This is a genomic window from Jatrophihabitans sp., from assembly GCF_035474675.1.
In the GTDB taxonomy this organism is placed as follows: domain Bacteria; phylum Actinomycetota; class Actinomycetes; order Mycobacteriales; family Jatrophihabitantaceae; genus Jatrophihabitans_A.
Map to the genome: position 1 here is coordinate 1 of NZ_DATINC010000179.1, position 23,550 is coordinate 23,550.

At 72.6% G+C, this 23,550-nt stretch carries 26 protein-coding genes; 9 read left to right on the forward strand and 17 right to left on the reverse strand.

All coding sequences use genetic code 11. The features are described 5' to 3' along the window. The 5 genes from VLJ82_RS20355 to VLJ82_RS20375 form a co-directional block, all read right to left on the reverse strand. Positions 1-335, reverse strand: a 335-nt coding sequence (locus tag VLJ82_RS20355; RefSeq protein WP_408665198.1) for an ABC transporter permease, incomplete at its 3' end; no start/stop codon positions are given. Further along, positions 332-1,057: an ABC transporter ATP-binding protein gene (locus tag VLJ82_RS20360; RefSeq protein WP_408665199.1), complete on the reverse strand. Its 726-nt coding sequence runs from the start codon at positions 1,055-1,057 to the stop codon at positions 332-334. The genes VLJ82_RS20355 and VLJ82_RS20360, both read right to left, overlap by 4 nt. A gap of 17 nt (positions 1,058-1,074) precedes the next feature. Continuing rightward, positions 1,075-1,656 carry a CHAP domain-containing protein gene (locus tag VLJ82_RS20365; protein ID WP_408665200.1) on the reverse strand — a complete coding sequence of 194 codons (582 nt, stop codon included), beginning with the start codon at positions 1,654-1,656 and terminating at the stop codon, positions 1,075-1,077. Beyond that, positions 1,653-2,060, reverse strand: coding sequence for a hypothetical protein (locus tag VLJ82_RS20370; protein ID WP_408665201.1), 408 nt, complete (start codon positions 2,058-2,060; stop codon positions 1,653-1,655). The genes VLJ82_RS20365 and VLJ82_RS20370 overlap by 4 nt, the downstream gene beginning before the upstream one ends. Before the next feature lie 71 nt (positions 2,061-2,131). Continuing rightward, positions 2,132-2,518, reverse strand: coding sequence for a phage holin family protein (locus tag VLJ82_RS20375; RefSeq protein ID WP_408665202.1), 387 nt, complete (start codon positions 2,516-2,518; stop codon positions 2,132-2,134). A gap of 134 nt (positions 2,519-2,652) precedes the next feature. Here VLJ82_RS20375 and VLJ82_RS20380 point away from each other — a divergent pair, with 134 nt between their 5' ends. Further along, complete coding sequence (locus VLJ82_RS20380; RefSeq protein ID WP_408665203.1) at positions 2,653-3,378, forward strand: hypothetical protein; 726 nt, start codon at positions 2,653-2,655, stop codon at positions 3,376-3,378. Between the two features lie 28 nt (positions 3,379-3,406). Here VLJ82_RS20380 and VLJ82_RS20385 read toward each other — a convergent pair whose 3' ends face one another. Next, positions 3,407-4,747: an aspartate aminotransferase family protein gene (locus VLJ82_RS20385; protein WP_408665204.1), complete on the reverse strand. Its 1,341-nt coding sequence runs from the start codon at positions 4,745-4,747 to the stop codon at positions 3,407-3,409. A 121-nt stretch (positions 4,748-4,868) separates the two neighbouring features. Here VLJ82_RS20385 and VLJ82_RS20390 point away from each other — a divergent pair, with 121 nt between their 5' ends. Further along, the gene (locus tag VLJ82_RS20390; protein WP_408665205.1) at positions 4,869-5,534 is read left to right on the forward strand and encodes a maleylpyruvate isomerase family mycothiol-dependent enzyme; all 666 of its coding nucleotides are present in this window, start codon (positions 4,869-4,871) and stop codon (positions 5,532-5,534) included. Between the two features lie 150 nt (positions 5,535-5,684). Here VLJ82_RS20390 and VLJ82_RS20395 read toward each other — a convergent pair whose 3' ends face one another. Both VLJ82_RS20395 and VLJ82_RS20400 read right to left on the reverse strand, forming a co-directional pair. Next, positions 5,685-6,893 carry an acyl-CoA dehydrogenase family protein gene (locus VLJ82_RS20395; protein WP_408665206.1) on the reverse strand — a complete coding sequence of 403 codons (1,209 nt, stop codon included), beginning with the start codon at positions 6,891-6,893 and terminating at the stop codon, positions 5,685-5,687. Between the two features lie 124 nt (positions 6,894-7,017). Beyond that, positions 7,018-7,995 carry an HpcH/HpaI aldolase/citrate lyase family protein gene (locus tag VLJ82_RS20400; RefSeq protein ID WP_408665207.1) on the reverse strand — a complete coding sequence of 326 codons (978 nt, stop codon included), beginning with the start codon at positions 7,993-7,995 and terminating at the stop codon, positions 7,018-7,020. Between the two features lie 122 nt (positions 7,996-8,117). Here VLJ82_RS20400 and VLJ82_RS20405 point away from each other — a divergent pair, with 122 nt between their 5' ends. Beyond that, on the forward strand, positions 8,118-8,369 hold the full coding sequence (locus VLJ82_RS20405; RefSeq protein WP_408665208.1) for a hypothetical protein: 252 nt from the start codon (positions 8,118-8,120) through the stop codon (positions 8,367-8,369). A 32-nt stretch (positions 8,370-8,401) separates the two neighbouring features. Here VLJ82_RS20405 and VLJ82_RS20410 read toward each other — a convergent pair whose 3' ends face one another. Further along, entirely contained in the window at positions 8,402-9,328 is a 927-nt protein-coding gene (locus tag VLJ82_RS20410; protein WP_408665209.1) for a DMT family transporter, read from the reverse strand. 55 nt (positions 9,329-9,383) lie between these two features. On the opposite strand from VLJ82_RS20410, the gene VLJ82_RS20415 reads away from it, so the two are divergent. Both VLJ82_RS20415 and VLJ82_RS20420 read left to right on the forward strand, forming a co-directional pair. Continuing rightward, the gene (locus tag VLJ82_RS20415; RefSeq protein WP_408665210.1) at positions 9,384-10,664 is read left to right on the forward strand and encodes a magnesium transporter MgtE N-terminal domain-containing protein; all 1,281 of its coding nucleotides are present in this window, start codon (positions 9,384-9,386) and stop codon (positions 10,662-10,664) included. Between the two features lie 25 nt (positions 10,665-10,689). Continuing rightward, the gene (locus tag VLJ82_RS20420) at positions 10,690-11,190 is read left to right on the forward strand and encodes a DUF1003 domain-containing protein (RefSeq protein WP_408665211.1); all 501 of its coding nucleotides are present in this window, start codon (positions 10,690-10,692) and stop codon (positions 11,188-11,190) included. Positions 11,191-11,205: 15 nt separating this feature from the next. Here VLJ82_RS20420 and VLJ82_RS20425 read toward each other — a convergent pair whose 3' ends face one another. From VLJ82_RS20425 to VLJ82_RS20435, 3 genes are all read right to left on the reverse strand, one after another. Continuing rightward, positions 11,206-12,495: an ATP-grasp domain-containing protein gene (locus tag VLJ82_RS20425; RefSeq protein ID WP_408665212.1), complete on the reverse strand. Its 1,290-nt coding sequence runs from the start codon at positions 12,493-12,495 to the stop codon at positions 11,206-11,208. Positions 12,496-12,518: 23 nt separating this feature from the next. Beyond that, a complete protein-coding gene (locus VLJ82_RS20430) occupies positions 12,519-13,592 on the reverse strand; it encodes an FAD-dependent oxidoreductase (RefSeq protein ID WP_408665213.1) in 1,074 nt (357 codons plus the stop codon). A 234-nt stretch (positions 13,593-13,826) separates the two neighbouring features. Next, positions 13,827-14,339 (reverse strand): MarR family winged helix-turn-helix transcriptional regulator, encoded by a 513-nt coding sequence (locus VLJ82_RS20435; RefSeq protein WP_408665214.1) that lies wholly within the window; start codon positions 14,337-14,339, stop codon positions 13,827-13,829. A 48-nt stretch (positions 14,340-14,387) separates the two neighbouring features. Between VLJ82_RS20435 and VLJ82_RS20440 the strand changes: the two genes are divergently transcribed. After that, complete coding sequence (locus tag VLJ82_RS20440; RefSeq protein WP_408665215.1) at positions 14,388-15,539, forward strand: Mrp/NBP35 family ATP-binding protein; 1,152 nt, start codon at positions 14,388-14,390, stop codon at positions 15,537-15,539. A 103-nt stretch (positions 15,540-15,642) separates the two neighbouring features. On the opposite strand, the gene VLJ82_RS20445 is transcribed toward VLJ82_RS20440, so the two are convergent. The 4 genes from VLJ82_RS20445 to sigE all read right to left on the reverse strand — a co-directional run bounded on the left by VLJ82_RS20445 (position 15,643) and on the right by sigE (position 19,377). Next, entirely contained in the window at positions 15,643-16,047 is a 405-nt protein-coding gene (locus tag VLJ82_RS20445) for a sec-independent translocase (protein ID WP_408665216.1), read from the reverse strand. 18 nt (positions 16,048-16,065) lie between these two features. Continuing rightward, on the reverse strand, positions 16,066-17,613 hold the full coding sequence (locus VLJ82_RS20450) for a S1C family serine protease (protein WP_408665217.1): 1,548 nt from the start codon (positions 17,611-17,613) through the stop codon (positions 16,066-16,068). A gap of 192 nt (positions 17,614-17,805) precedes the next feature. Beyond that, entirely contained in the window at positions 17,806-18,699 is an 894-nt protein-coding gene (locus VLJ82_RS20455) for a hypothetical protein (RefSeq protein ID WP_408665218.1), read from the reverse strand. Continuing rightward, positions 18,700-19,377 carry an RNA polymerase sigma factor SigE gene (sigE, locus tag VLJ82_RS20460; RefSeq protein ID WP_408665219.1) on the reverse strand — a complete coding sequence of 226 codons (678 nt, stop codon included), beginning with the start codon at positions 19,375-19,377 and terminating at the stop codon, positions 18,700-18,702. It abuts the gene before it with no gap. Positions 19,378-19,583: 206 nt separating this feature from the next. On the opposite strand from sigE, the gene VLJ82_RS20465 reads away from it, so the two are divergent. Then, complete coding sequence (locus VLJ82_RS20465) at positions 19,584-20,942, forward strand: pyridoxal phosphate-dependent decarboxylase family protein (protein WP_408665220.1); 1,359 nt, start codon at positions 19,584-19,586, stop codon at positions 20,940-20,942. An 84-nt stretch (positions 20,943-21,026) separates the two neighbouring features. Then, entirely contained in the window at positions 21,027-21,665 is a 639-nt protein-coding gene (locus VLJ82_RS20470; RefSeq protein WP_408665221.1) for an O-methyltransferase, read from the forward strand. A gap of 6 nt (positions 21,666-21,671) precedes the next feature. Here the strand turns inward: VLJ82_RS20470 and VLJ82_RS20475 are convergent, their stop codons facing one another. Next, positions 21,672-22,571, reverse strand: a complete 900-nt coding sequence (locus tag VLJ82_RS20475; RefSeq protein ID WP_408665222.1) for a LysR family transcriptional regulator — start codon at positions 22,569-22,571, stop codon at positions 21,672-21,674. 160 nt (positions 22,572-22,731) lie between these two features. Here VLJ82_RS20475 and VLJ82_RS20480 point away from each other — a divergent pair. After that, a partial coding sequence (locus VLJ82_RS20480; protein ID WP_408665223.1) for a saccharopine dehydrogenase C-terminal domain-containing protein occupies positions 22,732-23,550 on the forward strand: 819 nt, incomplete at its 3' end.

Below are 23,550 nucleotides of genomic sequence, written 5' to 3' on the forward strand. Positions count from 1 at the left end.
CCGATCTGGACGCAGGTGGCCACCGCGAACGCCAGCGCGTAGCCGACCAGCAGGTCCAGCTTGGCCAGCCGGGTGGTGAACAGCCGCTCCAGGGTGCCGGTGGTGCGCTCGCGCAGCATCGCCACCGAGGTGACCAGGAACATCGTCACGAACGGAAAGATCCCCAGCAGCGAGAGCCCGATGCTGTCGAAGGTGCCCGGCGCCCCGTCGTAGACGTAGCGCAGCAGGATCATCAGGGCGCTCGGGGCCACCACCAGCAGCGCGATGGTGCGCGGGTCGTTGCGCAGCTGCTGCAGCACCCGGCGGGCGGTGGCCAGCGCGATCGCCGGGTTCACCGGGCCACCTGCTCCGAGGCCAGCCGAAGGAACGCCTCTTCCAGGTCCGGCGCCCCGGTTTGCCGGAGGATCGCCGCCGGGGTGTCGTCGGCGTACAGCCGGCCCTCGCGCAACAGCAGCAACCGGTCGCAGCGGGCCGCCTCGTCCATCACGTGGCTGCTGACGATCAGGGTGGCGCCGCCGGCCGCCAGCTGGTGGAACAGCTGCCACAGGTCGCGCCGCAGCACCGGGTCCAGCCCCACCGTCGGCTCGTCCAGCACCAGCAGCGGCGGCTCGCCGACCAGCGCGCAGGCCAGCGACACCCGGGCCCGCTGGCCACCGGAGAGCTGGTCCACCCGGTCGGCGGCCCGGTCGGCCAGGCCCACCGCGGCCAGCACGTCCGGAATCCGGTCGGTACCGGAGGTGAGCGCGGCGAAGTAGCGCAGGTTGTCGCGCACCGACAGGTCGGCATAGACCGACGGCGCCTGGGTGACGTAGCCGATCCGGGCCCGCAGCGCCGGGTCGCCGGCCGGCAGTCCCAGCACGCCGACCCGGCCGGACCGGATCGCCTGCACGCCGACGATGCTGCGCAGCAGGGTGGTCTTGCCGCCGCCGCTGGGCCCGAGCAGCCCGGTGACCTGGCCGGCCGGCACCGCACAGCTGACGTCGAAGAGCACCTGCCGCCTGCCGCGGAAGACCACCAGGTCGTCGACGGCGACGGCGGCGCCTGCTGGATCGGCCATCTGCGGCTCCGGGCGGGTTACGCGATCCGCGCGAACCAGAGGCCGGCCGTGCCGCGTCGATTGCTCCGCACGCAGCCGCTGGAGGTGTTGCCCTCGATGGTGACGATGTTTCCGCCGCTGACGGACAGCACCCAGCCCATGTGCTCGCTGCCCACGCCGAAGACGTCGCCGGCCTGTGGCCTGCTCACCAGCCTTCCGTGCTGCGAGGCCCAGGCGTGCACCGACGGCACCCAGCCCGGGTTGTCCCACGGGGTGCGCCGGTTGCGGTCGGTGGCGTTGTCCCAGCACCACGACACGAAGAACGCACACCACGGGCTGGGCCGGTAGTTGCCGAACCAGCGGACATAGCGCTGGTACGGCACCCCGCCGTTCTCGCCCTGCTCGCAGACGCCGGCTCGAAGCTCGGCGACCGCATAGCGCAGCGCCTCCCGCACCCGCGGGTCGACGGCGGCCGCCAGCGAGCTCATCGCCTCCTCGGCGGTGCCGAGGTCGACCTCGACCGCGCCGGCGAACGCGGCATCGGTCGGCGGTGACTGCGGTGGGGACTCGACCGGTTCGACGTCGGCCACGGCGTCCGTTCCCGGCTCCGGCGTGCTCATCCGATGCCGCCGACCCGCAGCAGTCCGACACCAGCGCGCTCACCCAGCCGCCTGGCGGCCTCCTCGGCCTGCAACCGGGTGACCGCCGGAACCGGCCCGGCACCGAACCGGGGGCAGTAGGTCATCGACATCGCAAAGCTGTGGTTGTTCGGGCAGCCGATGTAGCCCGGGGCTGCCGTCCAGGTCGGCGCGGTCACCGCGGCCCGGAACGCCGAGTTGGCTGCCAGGCTCTGGCGCGCCTGGGCAAGTGCGGCGTCCATCATCTGGTCCGCCTCACGCCACAGCGGATCCTCCGGATGCTCCGGGTACAGCGCGGGCGGTTGCGTGCTCGGATGCTTCTGCTGCCATGCCAGCTCAAATCTCCTGCGGGCTTCGCGGACTTCCGGCGCGCCTGCGATATCCATGTGACCCCCCATCGACAACGGTCGCATGATCGTCCTCGGATTCGCGGCAGAACGCCACAGCCGACGCCAGGTCAGTACTCGCGGGCCCAGCGGCGGGTGGTGTCGGAGCGCCGGCCGGGCAGTGCCCACTCCAGCAGCCAGCTGAACACCGCGATCAGCAGCCCGCCGAGCACCGCCGAACCGAAGCCGTCGATGTCCAGGTGGCTGGACAGCGCCGCGGTGATGCCGAGCAGCGCGGCGTTGACCACCAGCAGGAACAGCCCCAGGGTCAGCACGATCAGCGGCAGGCTGAGCAGCTTGAACACCGGGCCGAGGATGGCGTTCACCAGCGAGAACAGGAACGAGATCCACAGCAGCGCGCCGAACCCGCCGTTGACGTCGATGCCCGGCACGATCTCGGCCACCACTCCGATGACCAGCGCGAGCACCAGTATCCGGATCACCCAGCGGATCAGCATGGCGTCCCTCCTCCGCGACCACCCGCCGGCGAACCGCCCGCCAGCCTCAACGGTGGCCCCAACATAGTCGCTCCGGCGGGGGCGGACAGCGCGCCTTCCCGGACTCGGTTCCCGCGACGGTTCAGAATCCGGACGTGCCTCCCGACGGTCCGTCCGGCCCTCCGGCTCCCGCCGGTACCCCCGCTGCGGGCAGTGCCACCGGCATTCCGGCCTGGCGCCGGCGGACCGAGGGCGAGCAACGCTGGTGGGTCGCGGCGGCCATGCTGGTCGCGATAGTCCTGCAGTGGATCCTGCCGGACGCGTTCGTGCTGCATCCCCGCCATGTCCTGCCGGTGGTGGAACTGGTGGCGCTGGTCGCGCTGGTGGCCAGCCACCCGGAGCGGATGTCGCGCCGGACCCGCGGGGTCCGGATCGCCAGCCAAGTGCTGCTCGGCGTGGTCGCGCTCAACACCGCGATCTCGGTGGGCCTGCTGGTGCACCGGATCACCAACGGCGGCCAGATCCGGGCGATCGAGCTGCTGGTCGGCGGCGCCGAGATCTGGCTGACGAACGCCATCGTGTTCGGCCTGTGGTACTGGGAGTACGACCGGGGCGGGCCGGCCAGCCGGGCGCTGGGCCTGGCCGACACCCCGGACCTGCTCTTTCCGCAGCTGACCGATCCGGCGCTGGCGCGGGACTGGGAACCGAACGTGCTGGACTACCTGTTCGTGGCCTACACCAACTCGACCGCGTTCTCCCCCACCGACACCTTGCCGCTGTCGCGCTGGGCGAAGGCGCTGTTCATGCTGCAGTCGACGATCTCGCTGGTGACGGTGGCGCTGATCGCCGCCCGCGCGGTGAACATCCTGCCCGGCTCGTAGCGGCACGCGCCGGCCGGGCGGCAGAGGTTCAGCCCTGGTAGTGGTGGCCGACCGCGGCCAGGGCCTTGTCCACCGCGGCCAGGCCTTCGCGGGCCTCGGCGTCGGAGATGGTGCACGGCGGCACGATGTGCAACCGGTGGTAGTTGGTGAACGGCAGCACGCCGTTGGCCTTGAGCGCGGCCACCAGCTCGGCCATCGCCGGCGAGCTGCCGCCGTACGGGGCCAGCGGCTCCTTGGTGGCCCGGTCGGTGACCAGGTCCAGCGCCCAGAACACCCCGAGGCCGCGTACCTCGCCGATCATCGGGTGCCGCTCGGCCAGCTCGCGCAGGCCGGGTCCTAGCACCTCTTCGCCGATCCGGGCGGCGTTCTCCACGATGCCCTCCTCGGCCATCGCGGCCATGCAGGCCACCGCCGCCGCGCAGGCCAGCGGGTGCCCGGAGTAGGTCAGGCCGCCCGGGAAGGCCCGCTCGTCGAAGGTCCGGCAGATCTCGTCAGAGATGATCACCCCGCCCAGCGGGACGTAGCCGGAGTTCACCCCCTTGGCGAAGGTGATCAGGTCCGGCACCACGTCGTAGTTCTCGACCGCGAACCACCGGCCGGTCCGGCCGAAGCCGCACATCACCTCGTCGGCGATGTAGACGATGCCGAACCGGTCGCACAGCTCGCGCACGCCGGCCAGGTAGCCCCGCGGCGGCGGCATGATGCCGGCGGTGCCGGGAATCGTCTCCAGGATGATCGCGGCGATGGTGGCCGGTCCCTCGAAGCTGATCACCTGCTCCAGGTGGGCCAGCGCCCGCTGGCACTCTTCCTCCTCGGTCGTCGAGTAGAACGGCGAGCGGTACAGGAACGGCCCGAAGAAGTGCACCGCACCAGCGGCGCCCAGGTCGTTCGGCCAGCGCCGCGGGTCACCGGTCAGGTTCACCGCGGTCTGGGTGCCGCCGTGGTAGCTGCGGTAGGTGGACAGCACCTTGGTACGCCCGGTGTGCAGCCGAGCCATCCGGACGGCGTACTCGACCGCCTCGGCACCGGCGTTGGTGAAGAACACCTTGGCCATGTTCGCCGGCGCCCGCTCGATGATCATCCGGGCCGCCTCGCCGCGGGCGGCGTTGGCGTGCTGCGGGGCGACCGTGCACAGCAGGTCGGCCTGCTCCTTGATCGCCGCCACCACCTTGGGGTGCTGGTGGCCGATGTTGGTGTTGACCAGCTGCGAGCTCAGGTCCAGCAGCTGGTTGCCGTCCCCGTCGGTGACGTAGCTGCCGGACGCGGACGTGATCACCAGCGGTTTCAGGGCCGCCTGCGCCGACCAGGAGTGGAAAACGTACTGTCGGTCCAGTTGGTAGGTGGTCTCGGCTGGCGTTTCGGCTGTCATGAGTCGGATTCCCGTCTGGCGCTGCGGCCTCGTCGGTGGGGCGGAGCGGTCGCGCTGCAGCGAGCGGCCTCCTCCGCCATGATCGTAGGGAGTGCGCCCGCCCGGGCGTAAGGGAGGCAGGATGTACTACCAGCTCTACGTCGACTCCGCGCGCCGGGTGGCCGACCTGGTCGCCCCGCTGGACGACGCGACGCTGCAGACCCTGACCCCCGCCTGCCCGGACTGGACGGTGCACGACGTGCTCGCCCACCTGGCCGGTGCCGCCAGCTCGTTCGGGACCCCGGACTTCGCCGGGGTGGGCACCGACCCGTGGACCGCCGGGCATGTCGGGAGCCGCCGGGACACCCCGGTCGCCGACCTGCTGGCCGAGCGGCAGGCCTGCCTGCCCAAGCTGGAGAAGGTCCCCCTGGACAACCTCCGGGCCTGGCTGCCGATCGTGCATGACGCGCTCACCCACGAGGCCGACATCCGGGGCGCGATCGGGGCGCCGGGGCTGCCCGCCGACGCGCTGGCCGCCGCCTTCCCGCTGCTGGAGGCGGTGCTGCCGCGGCGGCTGAGCAGCCTCGGCCCGATGAGCGTGGAGCTGGACGGTCAGCCCCGCACCTGGGGCGACGGCACGCCGGAGCTGACGGTCAAGACCAGCATGTTCGACTTCTGGCGCGGCGCCTTCGGCCGGCGCAGCCCCGGGCAGATGCGCAGCTGGGTGGTCGCCGGCGACGCCGAGGCGTTCGCCCGTACGCTGCCCAACTTCGGGCCGCGGGCCACCGACCTGGTCGAGTTCGCCTGACCGGCTGACCGGCTGACCGGTTCAGCGCGGCCGGCCTGATCCGGTCCCGTCCGTTCAGCCTGATCCGGTCCGTCCCGGTGACTGTCATAAGGATCGATCGTCCTGACGGTCATTGCTTATGACGATCGGCCCGGGCGGGAAGCGCCGGTGCTAGGCCCGGTACTCCTTGAGCAGGCCGCGGCTGATGATGGTCTTCTGGATCTCCGAGGTGCCCTCGCCGATCAGCAGGAACGGTGCCTCGCGCATCAGCCGCTCGATCTCGTACTCCTTGGAGTAGCCGTAGCCGCCGTGGATGCGGAACGCCTCCTGGGTCACCTCGGCGCAGTACTCGCTGGCCAGCAGCTTGGCCATGCCGGCCTCGACGTCGTTGCGCTGGCCGGCGTCCTTCAGCCGCGCGGCGTTGACCATCATCAGGTGCGCGGCCTCGACCTTGGTGGCCATCTCGGCCAGCTTGAAGGCGATCGCCTGGTGCTCGGCGATCGGCCTGCCGAACGCCTTGCGCTGCTGGGCGTAGTCGACGGCCAGCTCGAAGGCCCGGATGGAGATGCCGCAGCCCCGGGCGGCGACGTTGACCCGGCCCACCTCGATGCCGTCCATCATCTGGTAGAAGCCGCGGCCGCGCTGCTCGGGCCCGCCTAGCACGTCCGAGGCGGCCACCGAACAACCGTCCAGGATCATCTCGGTGGTCTCGACGCCCTTGTAGCCCATCTTGTCCAGCTTGCCGGGGATGGTCAGGCCCGGCCGGGTCTCGCCGAAGCCGGCCTCCTTCTCGATCAGGAAGGTGGTCATGTTCCGGTAGACCGACTCCGCGCCCAGCTCGTCCTTGACCAGGGTGGCCACCACCCGGGACCGGGCACCGTTGGTCAGCCACATCTTCTGGCCGTCGAGGCGGAACTCGACACCGTCGGCCCCTTCCACAACAGTCGCCCGGGTCTTGATGCCGGCCACGTCGGAGCCGACGTCCGGCTCGGACATCGAGAACGCGCCGCGCACCTCGCCGGTGGCCATCTTCGGCAGCAGCCGCTGCTTCTGCTCCTCGGTGCCGTGCTGCGCCAGCAGGTAGGCGACGATGAAGTGGGTGTTGATGACGCCGGAGATGCTCATCCAGCCCCGGGCGATCTGCTCGACCACCAGGGCGTAGGTCAGCAGCGACTCCCCCAGCCCGCCGTACTCCTCTGAGATGGTGAGCCCGAACAGCCCCATCTCGGCCATGCCGGCCACGATCTGCTCGGGGTAGGAGTCGGCGGCCTCGAGGTCGTGGACGTTGGGCAGGATCTCCTTGTCCACGAACTCCCGGACGGTGGACAGGATCTCCTGCTGGATGTCGCTGAGACCGGCGGTCTGGGCAAGGCGGGCCATCCGGCAACCTCCGAGATGTGGCGTTGTTACCGACCAGTATCTGAACCGTAAGCCTTATGAGGCCAGCCGAGCCTGGGTGACAAGCCTCTCACCGGGACTGCCGGGACGAGCGATGCCGGCCGGACTACTCCGGCGGGGTGAAGGAGCTGGTGCGGGCCAGTCCCGCCGCCCGGCCCTTGGCCGCGATCACCAGCGCCATCTTGCGGGACGCCTCGTCGATCATCTCGTCGCCGATCATGGCCGAGCCCTTCAGCCCGCCGGCCTCGGAGGTGTAGTAGTCGTAGGCGTCCAGGATCAGCTCGGCGTGGTCGTAATCCTCCTGGGACGGCGCGAAGACCTCGTTGGCGGCGTCGATCTGGCCGGGATGCAGCACCCACTTGCCGTCGAACCCGAGGGCGGCCGCCCGCCCCGCCACCCGGCGGAACCCGTCCACGTCGCGGATCTGCAGGTACGGCCCGTCGATGGCCTGCAGGTCGTGTGCCCGGGCCGCCAGCAGGATCGACATCAGGATGTGGTGGTAGGCGTCGCCCACGTCGTAGCCGGGCGGCTGCTCGCCAACCACCAGCGAACGCATGTTGATCGAGGCCATGAAGTCGGCCGGGCCGAAGATCAGGGTCTGGATGCGCGGCGAGGCCTGGGCAATCGCCTCGATGGCCAGCAGGCCCTGAGCGTTCTCGATCTGGGCCTCGATGCCGATCCGGCCCACCGGCAGGCCCACGGTCTTCTCGATCTGGCTGAGGGTCATCTCCAGCCACTCGACCTGGGCCGCGCTCTGCACCTTCGGCAGCATGATGGCGTCCAGGTTCTCCCCGGCCCCCTCGACCACCTCGATGACGTCGCGGTAGGTCCAGTGCGTGGTCAGGTCGTTCACCCGGACCACCCGGATCTTGTTCCCCCAGCCGCCCTCGTTCAGCGCCGCGACGATGTTCTTGCGGGCACCGGGCTTGGCCAGCGGCGCGCAGGCGTCCTCCAGGTCGAGGAACACCTGGTCGGCCGGCAGCCCCTTGGCCTTCTCCAGGAAGCGCGGGTTGGAGCCCGGCACCGCCAGGCAGGACCGGCGGGGCCGCAGCGGCTGGGCAGGTGAGGTGTCGGATGCCGTCATAGCGCTTGAGAATGCCACCGCCGCCGGACGGCCCGCCTGCCGGTGTCCGCACCGTCACAGTGGAGATTTGGTCCCTTTCAGGAAATATGTACGATGAGTTCCCCGTCCTTGAGGAGAACCCCATGAAGCTCGGTACCCGATCCCGTATTGCCATCGCGGCAGCCGTACTCAGCGGCGGCGCATTGCTGGCACCCGCCGCTCCGGCGACGGCCGTCATCACACCTTGCAACCCCGACAACTGCGACACCCTGTACGAGTACTACTCCGACTCGACGAAGACCGTGCTAGTCGGCGAGTGGGAGGACGGCCCCTGCGGATACGTGAACTGGGGCCAGGAGACCAGCTATGTCAGGCGCATTGTGAAGAAGTGCTAGCCAGGCTGGGCTGCTGACCGCACCTCGGTGCCTCAGTCCAGGTCGGGCACCGGCTCGGCCGTCCGGTCGCCGGACCGGACCACCACGATCAGCCCGGCCAGCAGCAGCACCAGCCCGGGGACGGCGCTGGCCGGCGGCACCTGGTGCAGCCAGACCGCCGCGATCAGCGCCGCGCCCGGCGTCTCCAGCAGGATCGCCAGGCTCACCACGGTGGCGCTGGCCGAGCGCAGCACCACGTTGACCAGGCTGTGCCCCAGCAGCTGGGCACACCCCGTCACGGCCAGGATCAGCAGCCAGGCCCGGCCGGAGTAGCCGGTCAGCGACTGCCTGCCGACCAGGCAGGCCGCCAGCAGCCCGAGCGAGCACACCCCGTAGCAGATGGTGGTGTAGGCCGCCGCCGACATGCCACGCCGGGCCCGGGCGCCGGCGGTCATGTACGCCGCCGAAGCCAGCCCGCCGAGCAGCGCCAGCAGGTCGCCGGCCAGCGCCCGGCCGGAGATCGCGAAGTCGGCGCCGGCGATCAGCGCGGTGCCGGCGACCGCCAGCGCCATGCCGAACCACGCCAGCCGGGGCAGCCGGCGCCCGGCCGCCGCCGCGATCAGGCCGGCGAACACCGACTGGGTCGCCACCAGGGCGGTGGCCGAGGCGACCGAGGTCAGCTTGACCGCCGGCGTCCAGGTGCCGAAGTGCGCCGCCAGGAACGCACCGGCGACCGCGGCGACCGTCCAGTCCCGCCGGTCCAGGGCGGTGAACTCCGCGCGGTGCCGCAGCCCCGCCAGCAGCCCGCTGCTGCCGGCGCCGAGGGCATTGCGCCAGAACGCGATGGCCAGTGCCGGAGCCGCGGTGGCCGCCATGATCGGCCCGGACGCCGACACCCCGGCCACCGCCACCGCGAGCAGCCCGGCGTCGCGGGGCGGCGGCAGCACCAGCGACTCGGGAGCCTGCTCGATCCGCGACACCCGACCATCCTGACAGTCGTCAGATCAGGCGGACGCAGGCCACTAAGATCTGCCCGTGAGCACCGCGACCCGCGTCTTCCTGGCCAGGCTGGCCGGCCTGGGGGTCTTCGACCCCAACGGCGACCAGCTGGGCCGGGTTCGTGACGCGGTGGCCACCCTGCGGGTGGGACGCCAGCCCCCGCGGGTGCTGGGCCTGGTGGTCGAGGTACAGCATCGGCGGCGGATCTTCGTCCCGATGGGCCGGGTCACCCGGATCGAGCCGGAGGCGGTGGTGCTGACCACCGGCAGCGTCAACATCAAGCGCTTCGAGCAGCGGCCGAACGAGCTGCTGGTGCTCGGCGAGGTGCTCGACCGCACCGTGGTGCGGATCGAGGACGGCGCCCGGATGGTGGTGGTCGACGCCGCCATGGAGCAGAGCCGAACCAAGGACTGGGTGATCACCAAGCTCGCGGTCCGCCCGGTGACCGGCAAGCTCAGCCGGCGCCGCGGCACGCTGCAGCAGCTGGACTGGAACGACGTGGACGGCCTGTCGGCCACCGAGACCGGCCAGGGTGCCGACTCGCTGCTGGCGGTGCTGGCCGGGCTGCGGCCGGCCGACGTCGCCGCGCAGTTGCAGGACATGCCCGACAAGCGCCAGCAGGAGGTCGCCGAGGCCCTGGACGACGAGCGGCTGGCCGACGTGATGGAGGAGCTGCCCGAAGAGGACCAGATCAACATCCTCACCGGGCTGCCGGACGAGCGCGCCGCCGACGTCCTGGAGCGCATGAACGACGACGACGCCGCGGACCTGCTGCGCGAGTTGCCGGCCGACGAGCAGGAGCGGCTGCTGGAGATCATGGAGCCGGAGGAGGCCGCCCCGGTCCGGCGGCTGATGACCTACGGCGAGTACACCGCCGGCGGCATGATGACCTCCGAGCCGGTGATCCTGCTGCCGGACGCGACCGTGGCCGAGGCGCTGGCCCGGCTGCGCAACCCCGACCTGTCCCCGGCGCTGGCCGCCCAGGTGTACGTGGTGCGCCCGCCGCAGGCCACCCCGACCGGCCGCTACCTCGGCATGGCGCACTTCCAGCGGCTGCTGCGCGAGCCGCCGTCGACGCTGGTGTCCGGGGCCATCGACGCCGACATCGACCCGGTCAACCCGGAGGCGACCCTGCAGCAGGTCACCCGGCACCTGGCCACCTACAACCTGGTCGCGGTGCCGGTGGTCGACGACAACGACCGGCTGCTGGGCGCAGTCAGCGTGGACGACGTGATCGACCACCTGCTGCCCGAGGACTGGCGCGACCGGGACGAGCTGCCCGCCGACGCCGCGGTGACCAGGCGGCGGGCGCAGTGACCGGACCCACCGCCGGGGGGCACCCGTGAGCGAACCGCGCCGCAGGCTGGACCAGCCGGTGGCGCCCCGCGGGCTGCGCCGGCCACGGATCTCGCCGGAGGCGGTGGGCTCGGCCGCCGAGACGATCGCCCGGTTCTTCGGGACCGCCCGCTACCTGTTCCTGCAGACCCTGATCGTGATCGTCTGGATCGGCATCAACGCGGTCTGGGGCATCAACTACCACAACCACAAACACGGCAGCAAGCCGTTCGACCCGTACCCGTTCATCCTGCTGAACCTGGCCTTCTCGACCCAGGCCGCCTACGCCGCGCCGCTGATCCTGCTGGCCCAGAACCGGCAGGCCGACCGGGACCGGATCCAGGCCGACGCCGACCGGATCCGCGACGACCGGGCGATCGCCGACGCCGAGTACCTGGCCCGCGAGATCGCCGCGATCCGGATCGCGCTCGGTGACGTGGTGACCCGGGACTACCTGCGTTCGGAGCTGGCCCGGCTGGAGCGCGGCCGCGAGGAGAAGGACGGCTGAACCCGGCGCGGGGGTTTACGACACCGGCTGCTCGGCGGCCGGCGCGTCCACCGGGGTGCCGGTGACCACCAGCGCCGCTTCGGCGGCGGCGATCACCGCCCGGCACTGCTCGGCGCTCTCCCCGACCGCGGTGATGTAGGCGATCCGGCCCCAGACCGTGCCGCCCGGCGGCGGGGCCAGCCGCTGGCCGGGCTCGGCGCGCACCACGGCCAGATCCAGGCCGTCCAGCCCGGCCGGCATCCGCCCGGCGTCGAACGAGATCGCCGAGACGGTCATCTCGTACGGGACGTAGCAGAACCGCACGGCGCCGAACAGCGCGCGGTCGGCGCTGACCTCGGGCTCGCGTCCGCAGGCCACCGCCGCCGCGGCCAGCCCCGGGTCGATGCCGGTGGTGCGCATGCCCAGGTAGGGAATCAGGTCGCCGCCGAGCCTGGCGTTGACCTCGATCAGCTTCGGCCCGGACGGGGTCAGCCGGTACTCGACATGGGTGATGCCGTCGGTGAAGCCGAGCGCGTCGTGGGCCTGTTGCAGGGCGGTGAGCAGCTGCGGGTCGGACAGCATCGGCTCGGCCCCGTCGACCAGGTGGCCGACCTCCTCGAAGTACGGCGGGTAGCCGAGTTCCTTGTGTGCCAGGCACATCGGGTGCACCTTGCCGTGGAAGACCGCGCTGTCGATGCTGATCTCCGGCCCGTCGGCGTACTCCTCGACCAGCACCGCGAGGTCGTCGTAGAACAGCGCGCCGGGCACGAACGTCTCGCGGGCGAACCGGAAGTGCTCGCGCAGCTCCGCCTCGTCCTGGGCCAGCACCACGCCGAGGCTGGCGGCGATGCCGCGCGGCTTGAGCACCACCGGGTAGCCGATGTCGCCGGCCGCCGCCAGCGCCTGCTCCAGGGTGTCCACCACCACCGAGCGGGGCTGCCCGACGCCGGCCGCGGCCAGCCGCTGCCGGGTCAGGTGCTTGTCCCGGCAGCCCAGCACCACGTCCGGGTCGCCGCCCGGCAGGCCGAGGGCCTGCGCGATCCGGGAGGTGGCGATGATCCGGGCCTCGTCCCAGCACAGCACCCCGTCGAGCGGGTCGCGCTGGTGCAGCTCGCGGGCCGCCGCGATCATCAGCTCGGCGTCCAGAGTGTCGGCCAGCACGGTGGCGGAGTCGATGTAGCGGTTCTCCCAGTCCGGCTCGGCCGCCAGGAACAGGTGCACCCGGTACCGGGTGGCGATCGAGGCCAGCAGGTACTCCCGGAACAGCCGCTCGCCGGTGGAGATCAGCAGCAGGTGCGGGCGCCGTGCGCCATCGGTCTCCGTCATGCCAGCCGCCCCCGCTTCCTCGGTCATGCCGATCCGACCTGCGTCCGGTCGGCAGCGCCCACCAGCCGGCCGGCGGCCTGCGCGCTGGCGGCCAGCACCGTCTTGGCCGCCCCGCCCGAGCCGCCGGTGAAGGTGCGCAGCCGGCCGTCGGTGCCGGCGACCGGCCGCAACGCCAGCCGGAAGTCCTCGCTGTAGCAGTCCAGGGCCACCACCGGACGCGCGCCGGACGCCAGCCGCAGCCGCGGGAACCGCTGCTGGGCGAGGGAGAACACCGTGTCGCTGAGCGCCTGGTCCGGTTGCGGGCCGTCCGGCGGGACGTCCCAGGCCTGGGTCGGCAGCCCGATCAGCTGCCCGGCGCCGGCCGGCTTGCCGTACAGCCCGGTGACCTCGTCGACGAAGGTGCCCGGCCGCCAGTCGGCCACCTCGAAGATCGTGTACTGGATCGCCTTGGTGCGCAGGCCCGCACCGTCCCAGCCGCCGTCCCGCAGCAGCGCCGGTGTCCAGGCGCCGGTGGCCAGCACCACCACGTCGGCGCCGTGCTCGGTGCCGGCGAGACGGAACCGGCCCGGCCCGATCTCGGTGACCGCGCCGTCGGGCAGCAGGTCGACGTTGCCGCGGCCGGCGAGGTCGGCCAGCGCGGAACTGCGCAGCCGTTCCGGGTCGAGGTAGCCGGCCTGCCGCTCGGCGACCGCGACCGGCTCCTCGCCGGCGTCGTCCTCGGTGCCGGCCCAGCCCAGCTCGCGCAGCTGGCCGGCGGTCAGCAGCCGTACCGAGCCCGGCAGCGCGTCGGCCACCTCGGCGGCGCCGGCTTCCAGCTGCGCAGTTTCCAGCGGCCGGTAGAGCGAGCCGGTCTCGGTGTAGCCGGCCCAGTCGCGCAGCCGGTCGTCGGACAGCAGCTCGGTGAGGCTGTCGATCGCCAGCCGCCGCTGGGCGGGCTCGGTCTCGTAGCCGCGCACCGCACCGCCGGAGGCGGCGGTGGCGTCCCGGTCGCGAGCCGCGCCTGGCGCCAGGCTCACCCGGTCGACGTCGGGCTGCCGGGCCAGTCGCCAGGCCAGCAGCGCGCCGGCCAGCCCGCCACCGATAACAGACACCTGCATGGTCTTTCAGGTACCTCTCCGTCCGGACGGGTGGGCTGGAGATGACTGCAGCGCCGGCTGACAACCGCCAATCCGGAAATCTCCGTCCCGGGTAGCGGACACAGTATGGGGAATGTCCCGAGTGCGTCCAGCAATCGGTTCACCGGATACCGGAATTCATTCTCCGGTGACTGCGCAGGTGACTCCAGCGCGGCTTGGTTCCCTGCGACTGCCGGTACCGGGTCCGGAATCGGTTCAGAGCACCGGGTGGCCGGCCCGCCGGGAGGTCGCCGGATCCAGCCGCACCATCAGGGCCTGCAACTGGCGCAGCTCGGTGTCCGACAGCTGGTTCAGCACCAGCGTCGAGACCCCGGCCAGGTGCACGTGCGAGGCGTCGCGCAGGGTGTCGCGGCCCTTGGCGGTCAGCACGGTGTACATGCCGCGGGCGTCGTCGGGATCGGGTTCGCGCTGCACCAGGCCGCTGCGCTGCAGCCGGTCCACCAGCCGGGTCAGGCCGCTGCGCGACAGCAGCACCGCCTCGGCCAGCTCCGACATCCGCAACCGGTACCCCGGCGCCTCGGCCAGCTGCACCAGCACGTCGTAGCTGCCGAGCGCGATCTTGCCGTGCTCCTGCAGCTGGTTCTCCAGCCGGCGTACCAGCTGGCTGTGGGTGCGCAGGAAGCTGCGCCAGACAGCCAGCCGCCAGTCGTCGGGGCGCACCCCGGGCCCGGCCGGCGGGACGGTGGCGGTGTCGTCAGATTCGGACATCACCGCACACATCGTAGTGACGCCGGACACGGCCGTAGGATCTTTGGTGTGTCAATTCAGAACGTAGCGGCCGACGACCTGCAGGCCGCGATCTCGGCGGCGCTGGCCGGCGTCCAGGATCCGGAAATTCATCGCCCCATCACCGAGCTGGGCATGGTCGAGCAGGTGAGCGTGGCACCGGACGGCGCCACCCGGGTCCGGGTGCTGCTGACCGTCGCCGGCTGCCCGATGCGCGACAAGCTCACCACCGACGTGACCGCCGCGGTGTCGGCGGTGCCCGGGGTGTCCTCGGTCGCCGTGGAGCTGGGCGTGATGTCCGACGCCCAGCGCACCGAGCTGCGCACCAAGCTGCGCGGGGACAACCCGGTCAACGAGATCCCGTTCGCCAAGCCGGGCTCGCCCACCCGGGTGTACGCGGTGGCCTCCGGCAAGGGCGGGGTCGGCAAGAGCTCGGTGACGGTGAACCTGGCGGTCGCGCTGGCCCGGCGCGGGCTGCAGGTCGGGGTGCTGGACGCCGACATCTACGGCTTCTCGGTGCCCCGGATGCTCGGGGTGACCGGCAAGCCCACCCAGGTCGAGAAGATGATCATGCCGCCGCAGGCGCACGGCGTGAAGGTGATCTCGATCGGGATGTTCACCCCCGGCAACACCGCCGTGGTGTGGCGCGGCCCGATGCTGCACCGGGCCCTGCAGCAGTTCCTGTCCGACGTCTACTGGGGCGAGCTGGACGTGCTGCTGATGGACCTGCCGCCGGGCACCGGCGACATCGCGATCTCGCTGGCCCAGCTGGTGCCCTCCGCCGAGCTGCTGGTGGTCACCACCCCGCAGCTGGCCGCCCGGGAGGTCGCCGAGCGGGCCGGCTCGATCGCGCTGCAGACGCACCAGCAGATCATCGGCGTGGTGGAGAACATGAGCTGGCTGGAGCTGCCGGACGGCAGCCGGATGGAGCTGTTCGGCGCCGGCGGCGGCCAGGCGGTCGCCGACTCGCTGTCGGCGTCCACCGGCACCCGGGTCGGCCTGCTCGGCCAGGTGCCGATCGAGGTGGCGATCCGGGAGGGCGGCGACAACGGCACCCCGTTGGTGCTGTCCCAGCCGGACTCGCCGGCCGGCCGCGCGTTCGACGCGATCGCCGACACCCTGGCCGCCCGGCAGCGCAGCCTGGTGGGCCGCCCGCTGGGACTGTCGGTAGCCGCCCGCTGAGGCCTGCCCGTCAGACCCGCTGAGCTCTGGTCGAAACCGGATCAGTTCGCGGCCGGGTCAGGTCGCGGCCGGGTCAGGTCGCGGTCGGGTCAGGTCGCGGTCGTCAGGTCGCGTCGGGGTCGATCGGCGGCCGCTCGCCCGGCGTCAATGGGACGTCACCGGCCGGCCGCCGGCCCGCGGCCGGCTTGCTCAGGTCCACCGGTGCCGGGTCGTCCTCGCCGCGCAGCGCCCGCTGGATCGAGGCGGTCGGGTTGAACGAGCTGAGGTCCTCGTCCCCGAGCAGCGCGTTCTTGATCGCGGTGCGCGGGTTCAGCGAGGCCAGGTCGAAGTCGGCGAACTCCGGCCCGAGCTCGGAGTTGAGCTGGCTGCGCGCGCCCTGGGCCATCTCGCGCAGCGTCCGCAGCATCCGGGCGGCGTCCCGGGCCAGCTCCGGCACCCGGTCCGGCCCGAACACGATCAACGCGACCGCGGCGAGGACCACGAACTCCAGCGGGCCGATGTTGAACACGGGATCCAGCCTAACCGCTCAGCTGCTGCCGAGAATGGCCTTGGCTTGCCCAGTGACCCCGTTGCGGACGTAGCGCAGCACCACCGTGTCGCCCGGCTTGGACTCGGCCACCGCCACGGTGAGCGCGTCCCCGGAGTCGATCAGGGTGTCGCCGTAGCGGACGATCACGTCGCCCTCCTTCAGCCCCGCCTTGGCCGCCGGCCCGTTCGGCACCACCTGCACCAGGTAGGCGCCGTCCCGGCTGCCGTCGGTGACGCTGCGGCTGCTGGCGCCGAGGTCGGCGTGGCGCACCTTGCCGGTGTGGATCAGCTCCTCGGCCACTTCGCGGGCGGTGTTGACCGGGATCGCGAAGCCGACCCCGATGTTGCCGCTCTGGGAGCCGGACTGGCCGAGCGAGGCGATCGCGGTGTTGATCCCCACCACCGCCCCGGCGGCGTCCACCAGCGCGCCGCCGGAGTTGCCGGGGTTGATCGAGGCGTCGGTCTGTACGGCGTCGATCACCGCGTCCGGTTCGCCGTTCTCCCCCGGCAGTCGCAGCGGGCGCTTGAGGGCCGAGACGATGCCCGCGGTGACGGTGCCGCGCAGCCCCAGCGGATTGCCGATGGCCACCACCGGGTCGCCCACCGCCAGCTTGTCCGAGTCGCCGAGGCTGGCCACCGTGAGCCCGGTCTTGTCGACCTTGATCACCGCGAGGTCGTTGCGGGGGTCGGTGCCGACCACCCGGGCGGGGCTGGAGGACCGGTCGGCGAACACCACCCGGATGACCGGCGAGCCGGCGAAGGCCACCACGTGGTTGTTGGTCAGGATGTAGCCGCCCTTGTCGATGATCACGCCCGAGCCGGAACCAGCGGCGTCGGCGGTCCGGACGTCGATCGAGACCACCGCGGGGCTGACCCGCTTGGCGATGTCAGCCACCGACCCGGGCGGCCGGTTGGCGGGCGTGTCGGTCTTGGACAGCTTGACGTTGGGATCGGTCAGCACGTCGTGGGCCCGCTCGGACAGCCAGTACCCCACCCCGCCGCCGACCAGGCCGGCGATCAGCCCGGCCACCAGCACCAGCGCCAGCGCCGACAGCCCGAACCGGGCCCGCCGGCCGCCCTTGGCCGGCGGTTCTTCGTCCTCGGTGGCGTCGTCGGGGACCGAATCGGCCATCCCGACGACCTCGTCGTCGGCGTACACCGGCGGCCCGGCGATCCAGTACGGCGACTGCGGGTCCCGCCACGGGTCGACCGCGGCGTCCGGCTTCCACCACGGCGAGCCCGGGCCGGGCGGCGTGGGGGCGAGCCGGTCCCCGGGTGCGGGGTCGAACGGGCCGGTGCCGGCGAAGGCCTGCGCGAGCACCTCCGGCACCGGCTGGACGGCCGGGACGTGCCGGGGCGGCAGCCGGTCGCCCGGTGCCGGGGCGAACGGGCCGGTGCCGGCCGGGGCTGCGAAGGTCTCCCGCTCGGCGGGCGAGGCCGGCGGCCGGGTCGCCGCCGGCACCGGCCGCTCGGCCGGCGGCGGCTGGAAGGAGCCGTCGGCGCCGCCGGGACGGGCGAACGGCGAGGAGTCGAGCTCGTCGCTCACATACCCTCCGTTGCGTCGGTCCGGCTCGGCCGGTGGGCACCGGCTGCGGACCCCGGGGTTCGAGGGCGCGTGGTCGTTCGAGCCTGCGTAGTTCGAGTCTGCCCGAGCCATGCTGCCCGGGCCAAGCGGCGGGGCCGTGCCGGGCCGCCGGAGCGGGCCGGCCGCGGGGCGGTCACTGCAGCCGGCATGCCGCTACGGGGTGGCGGCGGGTGCGCCGGCCACCATCGACCAGAACCCGGCCGGCAACGTCCGGAAGGCCGGCGGGGTGTGCACTGTCTGGTGGGCCGGGGCCACCGTCACCGAGGGCGGCAGCGGGGTGCCCGGCCGGACCACCGGCTTGGCCGGGTCACCGGCCGAGCCCATCGAGCCCGGGGCACTCGTCGGGCCGGCAGGGTTCGTCGAGCTGGCGAAGCCCGTCGAGCCGTCGGTGTCCGTCGAGCCGGCGGGCAGCAGGCCGGTGTCCAGCACCGCGCCGGTACCGATCAGCGAGCCGGACGAGCCCAGCACCGCGTTCCGGTTGGCGGCGTTCCGGCCGGTCGCCGGGTTCTGGCCGCCGGTCAGCGCACCGGCCACCTGGGCGGCGCCCGCCGGGATGGGCCGGTTGCTGCTGGCCAGGGTCGAGACATGGCCGCCGAACGTGCCGGCGGCGACCACCGCTGCGGCTGAGGCCAGCACGGTCACCGGCAGCGCGCCGCGCCGGTGCGCCGGACGGCCGGCATCGGTGGCCGGCCCGTCGTCGGGGTGCTCGCCGGCCATCCGGGCCTTGTGCACGTCGTGCGCGACGAACACCGGGGTGCCGTCGGCGCCGAGAACGGTGGGCAGCCCGCCGCACGGCGGCGGCAGCGGGGTCGACATCGGCAGGCCGGCCAGCCGGTCGAGCAGGCCGGACGGCAGCGTCGGGGCCTGGGCGGTGCGCAGCAGCATGGCGGCCTCGCGCTGGACCCGGATCGCGTCGGCGCACTCGGCGCACTCGGCGCAGTGCCGCCGGGCCCGGCTGGCCGCGCTGGCCGACAGCACGCCGTCGGCGAACGCCGCCACCGCGTCCTCGGACAGGTGCGGCAGGCCGAAGACCCGCGGACTGCTCATCTACTCGCTCACTCCCGCGAAGGTTCCGGGGTCACTACCGGCCTCGGTCCCCGGCTCGACCGGCCGGACGGCCGGTGCCCGGTGCGCCAGCGCCTCGCGCAGCAGCACCCGGCCGCGGTGGATCCGGGAGCGGACCGTCCCCACCTTGATGTCGAGGGTGAGCGCGATCTCCTCGTAGGTCAGGCCCTCGAGGTCGCACAGCACCACGGCGGCCCGGAAGTCGGCCGGCAGCGCGTCGAGCGCCCGCTGGATCTCCGGATCGAGGTTGTTCTGCTCGTAGGCCCGTTCCGGGCCCGGTTCGTCACTGGCCAGCCGGTCCGAGGCGTCCTCGGCGAGGGCGTCGAAGCGGATCTTCTGCCGGCGCCGCACCATGTCCAGGAACAGGTTGGTGGTGATCCGGTGCAGCCAGCCCTCGAAGGTGCCGGGCGTGTAGTCGGCCAGTGACCGGAACACCCGGACGAAGGTCTCCTGGGTCAGGTCCTCGGCGTCGGACCGGTTGCCCGACAGCCGGTAGGCCAGCCGGTAGACCCGGTCGGCGTGCAGGCGGACGATCTCGTCCCAGGACGGCGCGACCCAGTCGGCCGGCTCCGCGGCCTGCGGGGTGCCGACGGCCACCGGCGGCGGAGTCGCGGGCTGGCCGCCCATCGAGCTGGCCACACCGAGCTTCAGCGTGGACATTGAAAGCGATCACCCATTTCCGTGGCGGTGCGCCGCGTACCCGTGTGGTCCGCGGAGCCCCTCCAGCCTGGCAGCCGTGGCTGTGTATTGATTAAACGCCTCACCGGCCACTTACGTTCCGCCAGCGCCGGGGCACACCGTCCGTTCCCGGGGCCCATTGCCGCGCCGGAGCAGCTTTCGTCCCGCCGGATGTCTAGGCTCCAGCCGTGCACACCTATACCGACGTCAGCGCGGCGATGGCCCGCTCGCTCGCCGAGCTGTGCCTGGACCGGCTGGCCATGCACGCCCCGCTGGACCGGTCGCTGACCCCCGAGCAGCTCAGCGCCGCCGCCGGGCTGACCGTCACCGAGAAGGGCATCGGGCCCGAGGAGGCGCTCCGGCTCTGGGAGCACGTGCTGGCCCCGGCCTGCCTGTCGGTGGACCACCCGCGCTACCTGTCCTTCATCCCCGGCGCCCCGACCAAGGCCTCGGCGGCCTTCGACATGCTGGTCGGGGCCTCCAGCGTGTACGCCGGCACCTGGCTGGAGGGCTCCGGCGCGGTCTACGCCGAGAACCAGGCGCTGCGCTGGATCGCCGACCTGGTCGGCATGCCCGAGGGGGCCGGCGGGGTGTTCGTGCAGGGCGGCACCATCGGCAACCTGTCGGCCCTGGTGGCCGCCCGGGAGGCCGCCCGGTACCGGCGGGAGGCCGCCCCGCCGCGCTGGTCGGTGCTGGTCACCGACGAGACGCACTCCTCGGTCAAGCACGCGCTGCAGGTGGTGATGGACGTCGACGTGGTCACGGTGCCCGGCGACGAGCGGGGCCGGCTGACCGGCTCCGCCATCCGGGCCCGGCTGGCGGAGCTGTCCGACGGTCAGGCCGACTCGATCTTCGCGGTGGTCGGCAGCGCCGGCACCACCAACTCCGGTGTGGTCGACGACCTGGCCGGCATCGCCGAGGTGGCCCGGGAGCGGGACTGGTGGTTCCACGTCGACGGGGCCTACGGCGGGGCCGGCCTGGCGGCGCCCTCGGTGCGCGGGCTGTTCGCCGGGGTCGAGCACGCCGACTCCTTCATCGTCGACCCGCACAAGTGGCTGTTCGCCCCGTATGACTGCTGCGCGCTGGTCTACCGGGACCCGGTGCTGGCCCGGGCCGCGCACACCCAGAAGGCCGGCTACCTCGACCCGGTCACCGTCGACGGCGAGTGGAACCCCAGCGACTTCTCGGTGCAGCTGACCCGGCGGGCCCGCGGCCTGCCGTTCTGGTTCTCCCTCGCGGTGCACGGCACCGACGCCTACACCGAGGCGGTCGAGCAGACCCTGCGGGTGGCCCGGGGCGGCAAGGAGCTCATCGACGCCGCCGAGCACGTCCGGTTGCTGGTGGAGCCGGACCTGTCGGTGCTGATCTTCGAGCGGATCGGCTGGCAGGCCGCAGACTACGACCGCTGGACGGCCCGGATGCTGGCCGCCGGCTTCGCCTTCGTCACCCCGACCAAGCACGCCGGCAAGTCCTGCACCCGGTTCGCCATCGTCAATCCCGAGACCACCGTCGACGACCTGGCGCTGATCCTCGACTCGATGAAATAGCCGCGGTTGCCGGCTTGCCGGACATCCGCGGCCCCCGTCGCGCCTGGCCGTCCGGCGGGTGGCTGCTGAGTAGAGTCTGAAGCCATGGCCGATGCGCACCTCAACCCAGCCAGCCTCGCCTACGCGGAGAACTTCGTGGCCGAGGACGAGGTCATCGCGGCAGCCCGGGCCCGGGGCGCGGAGCTCGGCTGCACCCCGATCGGCCGGGGCGGCGGGGCGGCCCTGCGGCTGCTGGCCGCCCTGGTCAGCGCCAAGTCGGTGGTCGAGGTCGGCACCGGCGCGGGGGTGTCGGGGCTGTGGCTGCTGGGCGGCATGCGCCCGGACGGGGTGCTCACCACCGTCGACACCGAGCCCGAGCACCAGCGGGCCGCCCGGCAGGCCTTCACCGAGGCCGGCATCGCCACCACCCGGTTCCGGCTGATCAACGGTGCCGCCGGCGAGGTGCTCCCCCGGCTCAACGACGGCTCCTACGACCTGATGTTCGTCGACGCCGACAAGACCGGCTACGGCGAGTACTACGAGCAGGGCGTCCGGCTGCTGCGCAGCGGCGGCGTGCTGGCCTTCGACAACGTGCTCTGGCACGACCGGGTGGCTGACCCGAACGTCCGCGACGCCGAGACGGTGGCGCTGCGCGAGCTGGGCCGGACGCTGCGCGACGACAGCCGGCTGATCCCGGCGCTGCTGCCGGTCGGCGACGGCCTGCTGGTGGCTGCCAAGCGCTGAGCCGGGTCAGCCGGCCGCCTTGACCAGCTCGTCCAGGGTCGCCTGGATGATCGGACGGTCCTGGCTGGAGCTGCGGGTCAGGGCCAGCAGCCGGCGGCTCATGCTCGGCTCGGCCAGCGGCCGGATCTCGGTGTCGGCGACGTTGTCGGCCACCGCCAGCCGGGGCAGCACCGCGATGCCGTGCCCGGCCGCCACCGCCCGCACCAGCAGCAGCATGTCGTCGGTTTCCCAGCGCACCTGCGGCTCGAAGCCCTCGGCCCGGCAGGCGAACCGGACGGCCTGGCCGCAGGCGGCGTCCAGCGGCGGCATCACCCAGTAGGCCTCGGACAGCGCCGACAGCTTCAGCGGGCCGCGGCCGGGCAGGGCGTCCACCGCGCCGACCACCACCAGCGGCTCGGTGGCCAGGTCCACCGACACGAGGTAGTCCGGTACCGGCACCGGGACCCCGTCGTAGACGTCCACCACCGCGATGTCGAGGTCGCCGTCCAGCAGCTGGTCGATGCTGCGGGCGGGTTCGGCCACCGTGACGGTCAGCTCCAGGGCGGCGTGCTCGGCCAGCCGGGTCGCCGCCTCGCTGACCAGGGCCGCGGCGGCCGAGGCGACGGTGCCGATCCGGACGTGCCCGGACAGCTCGCCGGTCAGCCGGTCCAGGTCGGCGCGCGCCTCCTCCAGCAGCTGGAGGATCGAGCGGGCCCGGGCCACCAGCGCCCGGCCCGCCCCGGTGAGCAGCACGCCGCGCGGCGAGCGGTCCAGCAGGGGGGTGCCGGCCTCGCGTTCCAGGATGGCCAGCTGCTGCGACACCGCCGACGGGGTCAGTCCGACCTCCCGGGCGGCGGCCGCGATGGAGCCGCGCAGCTCGACCTCGCGCAGCAGCCTGAGCCTGCCGACGTCCAGTGCCGGGTTCACCGTGTCTGCCGTCCTCTACGCTGGGCAGCCGTTACTTTCTCTAACGACGCCTAATAGAGTAGCTTAAGCACAGCTGCAGGTACGGGGCCTGCTTCGGGCTGGGGCGAGCCGGTGAGGCGAGCCGTCGGTCCGCGCACACGGAGGAAAGGAATCTGTCTCTATGACCCGCTCGATCAACGAGGTTCGTGTGGTCGGACTGGGCAAGGTCGGCGAACTGGTCGCCCTGCTGCTGTCGGAGTCCGGCTTCACCGTCACCGCCTTCGACGCCCGCACCCGCAGCGACCTGCCGTTCGCCTGCAAGGCGCTGGACGTCCGCGACGGTGCCGGGCTGCGGGCCGCGCTGACCGGGGCGGACGCCGTGGTGTCCTGCCTGCCGTACCACCTGAACCTGGGCGTCGCGGAGGCGGCGCACGACCTCGGTGTGCACTACTTCGACCTCACCGAGGACGTGCCGACCACCAACCGGGTGTTAGAGCTTTCGAGCGCTGGCCGTCCGAACAACGTCTACGCGCCGCAGTGCGGCCTGGCGCCGGGCCTGATCGGCATCGTCGGCTCGTGGCTTGCCAAGCAGTTCGACCAGATCCGCTCGATCGAGCTCAAGGTCGGCGCGCTGCCCCGGCACCCGGCGGGGCTGCTCGGCTACGCCTTCAACTGGTCGTCCGAGGGCGTGGTGAACGAGTACCTCAACGACTGCGAGGTGCTGCGGTCCGGGCACCGGCAGATGGTGCCGGCGATGACCGAGCAGGAGCGGGTGGTGATCGGCGGCATCGAGCTGGAGGCCTCGCTCACCTCCGGGGGCCTCGGCACCATGTGCGAGACCTACGAGGGCCGGGTGCAGCGGCTGGACTACAAGACCATGCGCTACCCGGGCCACTTCGAGCTGATGCGGTTCTTCTTCGACGAGCTGCTGCTGCGGGAGCGCCGGGAGCTGGCCGGCGAGATCCTCGTCAACGCCAAGCCTCCGGTGGACGACGACGTC